The sequence below is a fragment of the Pseudomonas sp. 3296 genome, assembly GCF_031456615.1.
In the GTDB taxonomy this organism is placed as follows: domain Bacteria; phylum Pseudomonadota; class Gammaproteobacteria; order Pseudomonadales; family Pseudomonadaceae; genus Aquipseudomonas; species Aquipseudomonas mucoides.
In genome coordinates this window covers 393164-404463 of the sequence record NZ_JAVDUY010000008.1, presented here as the reverse complement: position 1 = coordinate 404463, position 11300 = coordinate 393164, and the positions used below count along the sequence as shown (strand labels likewise).

Annotated in this window: 12 protein-coding genes and 1 pseudogene; 7 read left to right on the top strand and 6 right to left on the bottom strand. The window is 58.2% G+C overall.

What is annotated here, in order from left to right; genetic code table 11:
- Window positions 1-217 precede the first annotated feature (217 nt).
- Together rhtA and J2X66_RS23755 are read left to right on the top strand one after the other, a co-directional pair.
- Entirely contained in the window at window positions 218-1105 is an 888-nt protein-coding gene (gene rhtA / locus J2X66_RS23760; protein ID WP_027925803.1) for a threonine/homoserine exporter RhtA, read from the top strand.
- A 168-nt stretch (window positions 1106-1273) separates the two neighbouring features.
- On the top strand, window positions 1274-1555 hold the full coding sequence (locus J2X66_RS23755; protein WP_027925802.1) for a hypothetical protein: 282 nt from the start codon (window positions 1274-1276) through the stop codon (window positions 1553-1555).
- On the opposite strand, the gene J2X66_RS23750 is transcribed toward J2X66_RS23755, so the two are convergent.
- A complete protein-coding gene (locus J2X66_RS23750) occupies window positions 1542-2114 on the bottom strand; it encodes a TetR/AcrR family transcriptional regulator (protein WP_310269262.1) in 573 nt (190 codons plus the stop codon). The two genes, J2X66_RS23755 and J2X66_RS23750, sit on opposite strands and share 14 nt — an antisense overlap.
- A gap of 92 nt (window positions 2115-2206) precedes the next feature.
- On the opposite strand from J2X66_RS23750, the gene J2X66_RS23745 reads away from it, so the two are divergent.
- Window positions 2207-2935 (top strand): SDR family oxidoreductase, encoded by a 729-nt coding sequence (locus tag J2X66_RS23745; RefSeq protein WP_223519343.1) that lies wholly within the window; start codon window positions 2207-2209, stop codon window positions 2933-2935.
- Between the two features lie 36 nt (window positions 2936-2971).
- The gene (locus tag J2X66_RS23740) at window positions 2972-3562 is read left to right on the top strand and encodes a 2-hydroxychromene-2-carboxylate isomerase (protein ID WP_310269254.1); all 591 of its coding nucleotides are present in this window, start codon (window positions 2972-2974) and stop codon (window positions 3560-3562) included.
- Here J2X66_RS23740 and J2X66_RS23735 read toward each other — a convergent pair.
- The gene (locus tag J2X66_RS23735; protein ID WP_310269251.1) at window positions 3559-4557 is read right to left on the bottom strand and encodes a zinc-dependent alcohol dehydrogenase family protein; all 999 of its coding nucleotides are present in this window, start codon (window positions 4555-4557) and stop codon (window positions 3559-3561) included. The two genes, J2X66_RS23740 and J2X66_RS23735, sit on opposite strands and share 4 nt — an antisense overlap.
- A gap of 104 nt (window positions 4558-4661) precedes the next feature.
- On the opposite strand from J2X66_RS23735, the gene J2X66_RS23730 reads away from it, so the two are divergent.
- Window positions 4662-5582: a LysR family transcriptional regulator gene (locus J2X66_RS23730; protein WP_310269248.1), complete on the top strand. Its 921-nt coding sequence runs from the start codon at window positions 4662-4664 to the stop codon at window positions 5580-5582.
- On the opposite strand, the gene J2X66_RS23725 is transcribed toward J2X66_RS23730, so the two are convergent.
- The 4 genes from J2X66_RS23725 to J2X66_RS23710 all read right to left on the bottom strand — a co-directional run bounded on the left by J2X66_RS23725 (window position 5575) and on the right by J2X66_RS23710 (window position 9797).
- Entirely contained in the window at window positions 5575-7383 is a 1809-nt protein-coding gene (locus tag J2X66_RS23725; RefSeq protein ID WP_310269246.1) for an aminopeptidase P family protein, read from the bottom strand. The two genes, J2X66_RS23730 and J2X66_RS23725, sit on opposite strands and share 8 nt — an antisense overlap.
- Window positions 7384-7447: 64 nt before the next feature.
- Window positions 7448-8605: an aminotransferase class V-fold PLP-dependent enzyme gene (locus J2X66_RS23720; protein WP_310269243.1), complete on the bottom strand. Its 1158-nt coding sequence runs from the start codon at window positions 8603-8605 to the stop codon at window positions 7448-7450.
- A gap of 204 nt (window positions 8606-8809) precedes the next feature.
- Window positions 8810-9424 (bottom strand): LysE family translocator, encoded by a 615-nt coding sequence (locus tag J2X66_RS23715; protein WP_310269240.1) that lies wholly within the window; start codon window positions 9422-9424, stop codon window positions 8810-8812.
- Window positions 9425-9527: 103 nt separating this feature from the next.
- Entirely contained in the window at window positions 9528-9797 is a 270-nt protein-coding gene (locus J2X66_RS23710) for a hypothetical protein (protein ID WP_027925793.1), read from the bottom strand.
- 348 nt (window positions 9798-10145) lie between these two features.
- Between J2X66_RS23710 and J2X66_RS23705 the strand changes: the two genes are divergently transcribed.
- Window positions 10146-10619: an NAD(P)H-dependent oxidoreductase gene (locus tag J2X66_RS23705; protein ID WP_310269235.1), complete on the top strand. Its 474-nt coding sequence runs from the start codon at window positions 10146-10148 to the stop codon at window positions 10617-10619.
- Window positions 10620-10773: 154 nt separating this feature from the next.
- Window positions 10774-11299, top strand: a pseudogene (locus tag J2X66_RS23700) (acyl-CoA dehydrogenase family protein).
- Window position 11300: the final 1 nt, after the last annotated feature.

Below are 11300 nucleotides of genomic sequence, written 5' to 3'. Positions count from 1 at the left end.
TAACTCTTTGTTTACCAAGGAGTTTTCCGTTTCGACTGCGCCGGAAGTGGGGCGAATTATAGACATCCAGAATCTGCCGTCAAGCAATGATTTGGTTTTTCTATCGACCCATTCAAAATCACTGCTATATATAGACGCGCCGGCCACGAATGCGCACTATATTGCCCAACCGCACTACATCAATACTTTCGCTTCCATTTTCGGACGATGCCACGCAATGAATGATCAGCCCCGCAGCCTTGCCTCGACCTTGTTCTCGGTAGGCCTGCTAATAATAGCCATGGCCTCGATCCAGTCCGGAGCATCCTTGGCTAAAAGCATGTTCCCGGTGATTGGCGCTCAAGGAACCACCACCCTGCGCCTGATGTTCGCCAGCGTAATCATGCTACTCATGCTGCGGCCATGGCGGGCGAAGCTCACCGCCAAATCCCTGCGCACCGTCATCATCTATGGCATGGCGCTCGGCGGCATGAACTTCCTCTTCTATATGTCGTTACGCACTGTCCCCCTGGGCATTGCCGTAGCCCTGGAGTTCACTGGGCCGTTGGCTGTGGCAATCTATGCTTCGCGCCGGGCGATCGACTTTTTGTGGATAGCACTCGCGGCTATCGGCTTGCTGCTTTTGATCCCTACAGGCGCGACAAGTGCCGGGATTGATCTTGAAGGTGCCGGCTATGCATTGGGCGCGGGTGTCTGCTGGGCGCTGTACATTCTATTCGGGCAAAAGGCCGGCGCCGACAATGGTGTGCAGACCGCCGCGTTGGGCGTAATGATTGCTGCATTGTTCGTAGCCCCTATCGGCATCGTCCATGCGGGCGCCGCGCTGCTGACTCCGTCGCTGATCCCCGTGGCCATCGGTGTAGCCATTCTGTCCACCGCCCTGCCCTACACGCTGGAGATGGTCGCTCTCACCCGAATGCCAGCCCGCACGTTCGGCACATTAATGAGTATCGAACCCGCAATTGGGGCGCTGTCAGGCCTGCTGTTCCTCCACGAATACCTTTCACTGTCACAGTGGATGGCTATCTTGTGCATCATTCTGGCTTCCGTGGGTGCGACCATGACCATGGGCAGCAGTGCCAAGCCGGCGGTTGCGGCAGATTGAGACAGGATTTGACGCAGGTCTGGTAATTACCGCTCAATTAGGCCATGTTTAGGCCCGCAACCCAGTGCCATACATGGATTTTTTCAGGATAGGGACATCAGAACGCTTCAGCGAAAGCGAATGCAGCCAGACCCGGGCGCAAGATCCGGGAACGCTATAAGGACAGCAATGAAACGAATTTTGATATTGATCGCCGTACTTGCAGTTGCGGGCTGCGCGGCGACCTCGAAAACATCAGTCAAACATGGCAAGAAAGGGCTGCATATCAACTGTTCAGGGCTCTCATCCTCGTGGGACAAGTGCTACACCAGCGCCGCCAACTCATGCGCCCCCAAGGGATACAAGGTCATCGCCAAGTCGGGGGACGCGGTGGAAGAACCTGGCGATTATCCATTCGGCCTCAACCCCGCCGGCTACACCAGCCGCAGCATGATCGTCATTTGCAAGTAGGTTGCTGCCGCCCGGCAATCTGGCGGCCAATCTCATCGTAACTGGACTTCAACACATTACGCTGGATGTCTGGCGTCGCCAGCATCCGTGCGACGACCAAAGCTCCGATACATTGCGACAAAATGGCCCAAGCCAGGCTGTCGCTCTCCATAATGCGCGCCCAACTCTCCTGTAGCTGACAAATCCAGCGCTCCGCCTGCTGGCGAACCAGCACATCCGAACGAGCGATCTCCGCACCCAACGCGGGTAACGCGCAGCCGGATTCCGGATGTTCGACATGCGCCATGCTGAGGTACTGCTTGAGGCAACGCTCAAGCTTTTCCCGCCCCTGATCGGCGCTTAATCGTTCCAGGCTTTGACACAACTCACGCTCGACAATTGAGGCAAACAGTTCGTCTTTCGACGAGAAATGACTGTAGAAAGCTCCACCGCTCAAGCCAATCGCCTTCATCAAGCCATCGACACCGACCGTGGAAAACCCCGACTTCTTGGCTGACACCGCGCTGCTTTCCAGCAGCCTCTCTTTGGTTTCCAACTTGTGACTGGCCGAGTAGCGCATTGCCCTCTCCTCAGGATTGATCGTCTTGACGCGTGCCAAATCGTAGCATAACGTTCGTTTAGTTAACGATCGTTTAGCAAAGGGATCAACCCATGAATAACAAGAAGGTCGTACTGGTTGTCGGCGCGGGGGATGCTACCGGCGGCGCCATTGCCAAGCGTTTTGCACAGGAAGGCTACGTCGCCTGCGTTACTCGACGCAGCGCGGACAAACTCCAGCCACTGGTCGACGCCATCAAAGCCAATGGCGGTGACGCCCACGGTTTTGCCTGCGATGCGCGTAAGGAAGAAGAGGTGATTGCGTTAGTCGAACAGATCGAAAGCGAGATCGGCCCCATCGAAGCGTTTGTGTTCAATATCGGCGCGAATGTGCCCTGCAGCATTCTCGAAGAAACGGCCCGCAAGTATTTCAAGATTTGGGAAATGGCCTGTTTTTCAGGTTTCCTCAATGCTCGTGAAGTCGCCAAGCGCATGGCCAAACGTCAACGGGGCACTATCTTGTTCACCGGTGCCACCGCTGGTATGCGCGGTGCCGCGGGATTCGCAGCATTCGCCGGTGCCAAGCACGGCATTCGAGCCCTGGCTCAAAGCATGGCCCGTGAACTCGGCCCCATGAATATCCATGTTGCTCATGTCGTCGTCGACGGTGCTATCGATACCGATTTCATCCGAGAGAGCTTCCCCGAAAAGTACGCGACCAAGGATGAAGACGGCATCCTCAACCCAGAGCACATCGCCGAGAACTATTGGTACCTGCACAGCCAGCCACGTGACGCCTGGACGTTTGAACTGGATTTACGGCCCTGGAGCGAACGCTGGTAAGCCTTCCCCTACAACAATAAACAGAGCGCACCGACCATGAGCAAAACCGTGGAGTTCTTTTTCGACCTTGGCAGCCCGGCCACCTACCTGGCCTACACACAGCTCCCCAAAATCTGTGAGCAAACCGGCAGCCAACTGATTTACAAGCCGATGCTGCTGGGTGGCGTCTTCAAGGCCACCGGCAACGCTTCGCCGGCGGTCATCCCGGCCAAGGGCCGCTACATGTTTCAAGACCTCGACCGCTATGCAAAACGCTATGGCGTGCCACTGAAATTCAATCCGCATTTCCCCATCAACACCCTGATGCTCATGCGTGCAGTGACCGGAATTCAGTTACGTCATCCCGGGCGTTTCCTGGCGTTTATAGACTGCCTGTTCGAAGCCCTCTGGGTCGAAGGTCGCAGCCTCGATGACCCGGCCACCGTCGCCGCCGTGTTGACACAAAACGGCTTTGACCCCGATGAAGTACTTGCCCTGACTGCCGACGAGGAGGTCAAAGCCGCCCTCAAGGACAATACCGAGAAAGCAGTACAGCGCGGTGTATTCGGTGCACCGAGCATGTTCGTCGGCAACCAGTTGTTCTTCGGCCAGGATCGGTTGGACTTCGTGGTTGAAGCCCTGAGTTAAATCTCGACCACCAACCGCCCCTGCGCATCTCCCGCAGTGAGCAACTCATGGGCCGCCTCGGCAGTTTCCAGCGTGAACTGCCGAGGATCAAGCAGCGGTTTCAACTGACCCGCCTCAATCAGCCGCGTCGCGTCCTTAAGAATCTGGCCATGATGCTCACACCCCTTGCCGGTCAACAGCGGCAACAGCGTAAACACCCCGGAATAAGTCGCCCCACGAAACGACAACGGCGCAAGGCTGTGTTGGCCCCAGCCCAGACAGCTCACTACATGCCCCTCATAAACCCGAACTGCCTTGAATGAATCATCCAATACCCCACCGCCCACCGTGTCATAGACGACATCGAAGCCCTCCCCCGAGGTGAACTCAGCCACATAGTCCTCCACCGACGACGCGCGATAATCGATGAACGTTGCACCAAAGCTTTCAATAACCCCCTTTTGACCCGCTGAACCCGTAGCAAACACTTCTGCACTGAAAGCCCGGGCAACTTGCACAGCCACGTGCCCGACACCACCCGCGCCACCGTGAATCAGCACTTTCTGTCCAGCCCGAACCCGAGCCCGATCTACCAGCCCTTCCCACGCCGTGATCAATACCAACGGTAATCCCGCGGCCTCGCGCATGCTCAGATTTTTCGGCTTGTGCGCCAGAAGCCGCGAATCAACCACCGCGAACTCCGCGAGAGAGCCCTGCGCACCACCGATGCCGGTCGCCATCGCATAGACCTCATCCCCCGGCAGCCACCTGCTGACACCCTCCCCCAATTCCTCAACGGTGCCCGCGAGGTCCATGCCCAACACAGCCGGCAATGGCTGTCGTGCATGAACCGCCTGTCCCGAACGAATCTTTGCATCCAGCGGATTGACCCCGCTGGCCTTGATCCTCACCAGCACTTGGCCCGCTCCAGGCACGGGCCGCGGCAGGGAAGCCAAGCGTAAAGGGCCGTTGGCCGTGTCAACCATCAGAGCGCGCATTTCAAGTGAGTCAGTCATTTCGGCAAATTCCATGAGAAGTGGATGTGGGATTAATCTTCTTCCAAGTCACTCATGCCGATAAGACGCTATATCGCTATAGTGATCATGCCCATATGGCATCAATGAGAATTCACGTGGACACACTCAACGCAATGGCCACGTTCGTCCGGGTCGTCGAACGTGGCAGCTTCTCGGCCGTTGCCCGGGAGATGCGGACCAGCCAGCCGACTATCAGCAAGTTATTAAGGGCGCTGGAAATCAGACTGGGCGCCAAGCTGATTACCCGCAGCACCCGCCAACTGTCACTGACCGATGAAGGTCAGCGCTACTACAACGAATGTCGACAAATCCTCGCCGCCGTGGACGCAGCGGAACAGCGTTTTCGATCGGGTCGCGAATCCGTCGCCGGCAACCTGAAAATCGGTTCTTCCGTAAGTTTCGGGCGCTTGCACATTGCACCGCGACTCCCTGAGTTTCTCAAAACACACCCTCAGGTTCAGATTGACCTGCAACTCAGCGATCAAAATCAGGACCTGGTGAGTGAAGGACTGGACGTGACGTTCAGAATCGGCGAGTTGACCGACAGTGGCCTGCTCGCGCGTCACATTAGCACCACCCACCGAATCACGGTTGCAGCGCCCGATTACCTCGAGCAACACGGCGAGCCGCACATCCCGGAAGAACTCGGCGCACACAATTGCCTGCAATTCAATTTGCTGAACAGTCAGAACCTATGGCATTACGAAAGAGGCAATCAACACCACGAAGTGCGCATCAGGGGTAATGCGCAAAGCAACAACTCTGAAGCCATTCGCGAGATGGTGCTGGGGGGATTGGGCATTGCGCTGTCGCCGGTGTGGCTATTCAGCGAGGATCTGAAGGCCGGCCGAGTGAAGGTGATTTTGCAAGACTACACGGCGCAGTCGTTGCCGATTCATGCCGTGTCCCCGGCGAATCGTCGTCAATCCGCCAGGGTCAAAGCTTTCGTGGACTACATGAGTCAGGCGCTAGAACAAGCGCCTGAACTCCAGCCCGTCAAATAGCCGCGGTACGGGTGTTCAACCATTCAAGGGCCGCACCATCGAGCAATGGGCTCAAGCGCTCCCGCACTTCGGCGTGGTAGGCGTTGAACCACTGCTTCTCTTCCAGGGTCAGCAGCGACGGCTCCAGGCAACGGGTGTCGATCGGGCACAGTGTCAGGGTTTCGAACTTGAGGAATTCACCAAATTCGCTGGAACCTGCCTCACGGTTCAGCACCAGGTTCTCGATACGCACACCCCAACGACCCGGACGATAAGTGCCCGGCTCGATGGACGTGATCATGCCTGGTTGCATCGCCGTTTGCGGAGCCGCAGCAGCCTGATAGGCGATGACCTGCGGGCCTTCGTGAACGTTGAGGAAGTAGCCAACGCCATGGCCGGTGCCATGACCGTAGTCGACGCTTTCAGCCCAGATCGGCGCGCGAGCGATGGCGTCAAGCAATGGCGACAGAATCCCACGAGGGAATTGCGCGCGGGACAGCGCGATCACGCCTTTGAGGACGCGTGTGCAATCGCGTTTCTGTTCAGCAGTGGGTGTACCGATCGGGACCATTCGCGTGATGTCGGTGGTGCCACCCAGGTACTGACCGCCGGAGTCGATCAGCAGCAGACCGTCACCCTCGATCACTGCGTGTTCTTCTTCGGTCGCGTGGTAGTGCGGCATCGCGCCATTGGCGTTGAACGCAGCAATGGTGTTGAAGCTCAGCGACACGTAGCCCGGACGTCGGGTGCGCGCGGCCGTGAGGTGTTCGTCGATGGTCAGCTCGGTGATGCGCTCACGACCCAGAGCCGAATCCAGCCACGTGAAGAATTCGCACAGGGCGGCGCCGTCCTGTTCCATCGCCTGACGAATATGCTCGGCATCGGCCAGACTTTTTTGCGACTTGGCGAGCGTGGTCGGGTTCAGGCCTTCTACCAGTTTTACGCCTTTGTCGAGGTTATCCAGCAAACCGGCGGTGACGCGCGCAGGATCGACTTGCAGGCTCGCGCCGCTCGGCACGGCGCGCAACGCAGCAGCCACTTCGCTGTAATCGCGCAGGGTCACGCCGTCTTGTTCAAGCACCGCACGCAGTTCAGTATCGACTTTGCTCAAAGCGACGAACAGGGTGGCCTGCTCCTGACTGATCAAGGCAAATGATACGAACACCGGATTGAACGACACGTCGCCGCCGCGCAGATTGAACAGCCAGGCGATGTCATCAAGGGTCGCGATGAAATGCCAGTCAGCTTCACGTTCTTTCAACACTTCGCGCAGTTTCGCCAGTTTCTCGCCACGGCTGACCGTCGCCTGCGGCGGTAAATGCTGGTAGATCGGCTCATTCGGCAATGTCGGGCGATCGCTCCAGACTTCGCTCAACAGATCGATGTCGGTCCGCAGGCGGGCACCGCGCTCTTCGAGTTTGCCACCTAGCGTACGCGCCGACGCCACGGCCATCACTGCACCGTCCACCGCGACGACGCCGCCTTCAGGGGTTTGCTCGGCCAGCCAGTCCAACGGCCCAGGTTGACCCGGTTGCAGCTTGACCAGTTCGATGCCGCTGCCCTTGAGTTCCTTGGTCGCTTGCTCCCAGTAACGACTGTCGGCCCAGACGCCGGCAAAATCCGGGGTCACGATCAGTGTGCCGACCGAACCATGGAAGCCCGACAACCACTGCCGTCCCTGCCAGTAACCCGGCAAATATTCCGACAGGTGCGGATCGGCCGACGGCACCAGCAAGGCATGAATGCCTTCGCGGCTCATCAGTTCGCGGGTTTGCGCCAGGCGCTGTGGCACCGATCCATTGATCGAAGGCTGCATACTCATCGTGTCTCCTGCTAATCACTTCAGCTTATTGTTGAGTGCCGATCTGAGTCGGCGCTTTAAGGCGCTACTGCCAGAATGCCGGGGCACTGGCGCAGGCCGCTTTGATCAGTTGCACCGCTTGGTCGATATCTTGCTCGGTGGTGAACCGGCCGAGGCTCAAGCGGATGGTGCGACTCGCCGAGCGGGCATCATGCCCCAGGGCCAGCAGCACATGGGATGGAACATTGCTGGCGGAGTTACAGGCCGACGTCGCAGAAAAAGCGATCGAATGGCTCAACGCCGCAGAATTGAACTCGCCTTCGCTGAACGTCAGGCTGAGGGTGTGGGGAATGCGCTGGGCCGGGCTGCCATTGAGGCGAACACCGGGAAGGCTCAGCAGTTGCTCGAGCAGACGTTCGCGCAAGCGCACGATCGTGGCTTTCTCGTCATCGAACAGGTCGGCGGCCAAGGCGAAGGCCGCGCCCATGGCTGCGATCTGATGAGTCGCCAGGGTACCGGAGCGCAACCCGCCTTCGTGACCACCGCCGTGAATCTGAGCCTGCAGACGTTGCTGCGCGCGCGGGCCGACGTACAACGCACCGATGCCTTTGGGGCCGTAGATCTTGTGCGCGGAAAACGACATCAGGTCGACCGGCAGGCGCGCCAGGTCAATGGCCACCTTGCCCGCGCCTTGCGCCGCGTCGACGTGAAACAACGCATCACGTGCACGCACGACTTCGCCAATGGCGACGATATCGTTGACTGTGCCGAGTTCGTTATTGACCAGCATCAGCGACACCAGAAAGGTGTCTTCGCGCATCGCTTCGCTGACTGCTTGCGCCGTGATCAAACCTTCGGCGTCAGGCACCAGGTACGTGACCGCAACCCCGGCGTCCTGCAATTGCTTCGCCGTGTCGAGAATCGCCTTGTGTTCGATCTGGCTGGTAATGATGTGCCCGCCGCTGACACCACGGGCCTGGGCCACGCCCTTGAGCGCGAGGTTGTTGGATTCAGTGGCGCCGGAGGTCCAGACGATTTGCTGCGCCGTGGCGCCAACCAGTTCGGCAACCTGCTGCCGGGCCCGCTCGACCGACTGTCGGGCTTGCTGGCCATAGGCATGGGAGCTGGACGCCGGGTTGCCGAAATTGCCGGTAAAACCCAGACACTCGACCATGACCTTGATGACCCGCTCATCCACCGGCGTGGTGGCGGCGTAATCGAAATATAACGGACGTTTATTCATAAAACACTCGCAGAGCGTGTTCCGGGATCAGGAAGCTCATGACGGAAACGTCGAGGCGCAGCCTTGTGAGCTGCGCCGATATTTCAGCACGTTAGAAATACCTGATCGGAAGCCGTTAAAGAAGAACAACTTCATTTAAAAGTGCGTAGGAACGCTCCTGAAGTCGAGCTTAACAGGCATCGGGCAACCGGTTGAAGCAATGCGTCAGCTAAAGCTTTCAAGAAGTAACGGATACAGCGACGCCACCAACAGCGCCGCCATGCCCCAGTTGAACAGGCGCAACCAGCGGCGGTCCCTCAACACATTGCGCAACAACGTGCCGCACCCGGCCCAGATACCGACGCTCGGCAGGTTGATCACGGCAAACACTGCCGCAATGATAATCACATTGGTGAAATAGCCCTGCATCGGCGTGTAGGTGCTGATGGCACCGATGGCCATGATCCACGCCTTTGGATTGACCCATTGGAACGCCGCTGCGCCCAGGTAAGTGATGGGTTTGCTTTCGCCGTTCTCGCTCTCGGAGACCGGACCTGAATGGGCGATTTTCCATGCCAGGTACAGCAGATACGCCGCGCCGACGTAACGCAGCACGGTATAGAGCAAAGGATAGGTTTTGAACACGGCACCGAGGCCGAACCCGACGGCGACCACCAGGACAAAGAAACCACAGGTGACGCCCAACATATGCGGGATGGTGCGGTTGAAGCCGAAGTTCACACCCGATGCCAGCAACATGGTGTTGTTGGGGCCGGGAGTAATCGAGGTGACGAGCGCAAACAGGGCCAGGCCCATCAGCAGATCGAGTGAAAACGTCATCAGCGGCAGTCCATGAGGGTCAATCGGGTGTTAAGACCCTATCGCACGCCTTGCCGGAAACCCATGGACAGTTACGTGAAACTTCGAGCGGTACAGTTTTCGATCAGCTTGGACGACCGTGAAGCTGTACAGCACGTTCGGCGTTCATCTCACCCTGTTTGTCGAAGCTGAACGATTTTTGCGGCTGACCGAGCAAGGCAGCTTTCTTCGCGTGGTATTCCTCGAAGGAAAGACCACGGCGATTCAAATCCTCCAGCGCCAATTCCTTTGACTCCTCGGCGGTGTACGGCCGCAATTCCGGTGAAACATGACTGGCACAACCGGCAAGCACAGAGACCGCGAGCAGCAGAAAAGTGGCGATTAGAGGTTTCATTTTTGGCGTCCTGCATCTGGGTTCGGGGAATGAACACAGGCTACTCGCGCGGCTTGACGGGCAGAAATCAACGCTCTCAATAGTGGCTATCGACTTTGGCAAACACTCTCCAGATACGCCTACATATATTCCATAATGATCTATAAATATTTTTATAATGTCTTTTGCGGAATATAAAACAGCCTTTATAACAACGCCATCGCTTCACGAACTGTTGCCGGAACAACTGTTTGCCAGGCAACAGTCATCCAGCAAACAGCCCCGGGGGCCCGAAGGATTGGTAGAGCTCTTGCTCAACCCAAGAACTACTCACGGCTCTCCGAGCAACTGTTGAAAAAGGAACTGATCATGTCCCGTGCATTGAAAGTCGTTGCCCTCTCGGGCGGAACCTGGCGCCCGTCTCGCCCCCTCGTTGCGGCACTCTCTCGACAGGAGTTGAGCGCCGAGATTGAAGCCGAGTTGCATGCGATCGAGAGCGCCGACCTGCTGATTGTTGCCGCGCCGGTGTATCGCGGCTCCTATCCGGGATTGCTCAAGCATCTGTTCGACCTGATTGACCTCAATGCCCTGATCGCCACGCCGTTGCTGCTGGCCGCCACCGGTGGCAGCGAACGCAATGCGCTGGCTCTCGATCATCAGTTGCGCCCGCTGTTCAGTTTTTTCCAGGCCCTGACCTTGCCCATTGGCGTCTACGCCACCGAAGCCGACTTCTCCAACTACCCAATAACCAGTGAGCCCTTGAAGGCTCGCATTCGTCTTGCTGCAGAACGCGCCGCGCCGTTGTTTGGCGTGCACCCCAAAAATCTGCTGAAAATCGCTTAAGGATTTTTTCATGGATGTTTTCTGGTTCCTGCCCACCTCCATCCGGCCGGGACCGGGCCCTTTGGCGAAATGATTGCCAATGATGTCCTGCCCACCAAAGCCACGGCCTGACGCTCCCACAAGGATTTGTGTCGAATTTATGAGGAATTCACGCGTGACCGCCAAGTCGCACAGCACCCTGCTATCCCCCTTGCAGACCGCCCGCCGACTGGCCGCCGGATTTGCCCTGACCGCTGTCGAACGCGACGAGCGCGGGGGCACGCCAAAGGTTGAACGCGATGCCCTGCGCCACAGCGGCCTGCTGGGCTTGAGCATCCCTGTCCAGTACAGCGGCCTCGGCGCCAGCTGGAGCGAAACCCTGGCCATCGTCCGCGAGTTCGCCAAGGTCGACAGTTCCATCGCCCACGTCTTCGGCTTCCATCACTTGATGCTCGCCACGCGGCCATCTGGCCACCGCCATCGCCACCGCGAAGGTCGCCGCCACCCGCAACGGCCTGGAGCTGTGTAGCCGTTTGTTCGAAGTGACCGGCGCGCGCTCGACTCACGTGTCCCTGCGACTCGACCGTCACCGGCGCAACCTGCGCACGCAAACCCTGCACGCCCCGGTGGATTACAAACTCCATGAGCTGGGTAAATGGGCGCTGAACCAGGCCCTGACCGTTCCGACTTTTTATTCCTGAC

Bases quoted from the DNA above. Each gene is read 5' to 3' on its own strand.
- J2X66_RS23720 (WP_310269243.1), bottom strand. From the start codon at position 8,605: ATGAATAAACGTCCGTTATATTTCGATTACGCCGCCACCACGCCGGTG.
- J2X66_RS23745 (WP_223519343.1), top strand. From the start codon at position 2,207: ATGAATAACAAGAAGGTCGTACTGGTTGTCGGCGCGGGGGATGCTACC.
- J2X66_RS23710 (WP_027925793.1), bottom strand. From the start codon at position 9,797: ATGAAACCTCTAATCGCCACTTTTCTGCTGCTCGCGGTCTCTGTGCTT.
- J2X66_RS23715 (WP_310269240.1), bottom strand. From the start codon at position 9,424: ATGACGTTTTCACTCGATCTGCTGATGGGCCTGGCCCTGTTTGCGCTC.
- J2X66_RS23735 (WP_310269251.1), bottom strand. From the start codon at position 4,557: ATGACTGACTCACTTGAAATGCGCGCTCTGATGGTTGACACGGCCAAC.
- J2X66_RS23705 (WP_310269235.1), top strand. From the start codon at position 10,146: ATGTCCCGTGCATTGAAAGTCGTTGCCCTCTCGGGCGGAACCTGGCGC.
- J2X66_RS23730 (WP_310269248.1), top strand. From the start codon at position 4,662: ATGAGAATTCACGTGGACACACTCAACGCAATGGCCACGTTCGTCCGG.
- J2X66_RS23755 (WP_027925802.1), top strand. From the start codon at position 1,274: ATGAAACGAATTTTGATATTGATCGCCGTACTTGCAGTTGCGGGCTGC.
- J2X66_RS23740 (WP_310269254.1), top strand. From the start codon at position 2,972: ATGAGCAAAACCGTGGAGTTCTTTTTCGACCTTGGCAGCCCGGCCACC.
- rhtA (WP_027925803.1), top strand. From the start codon at position 218: ATGAATGATCAGCCCCGCAGCCTTGCCTCGACCTTGTTCTCGGTAGGC.
- J2X66_RS23725 (WP_310269246.1), bottom strand. From the start codon at position 7,383: ATGAGTATGCAGCCTTCGATCAATGGATCGGTGCCACAGCGCCTGGCG.
- J2X66_RS23750 (WP_310269262.1), bottom strand. From the start codon at position 2,114: ATGCGCTACTCGGCCAGTCACAAGTTGGAAACCAAAGAGAGGCTGCTG.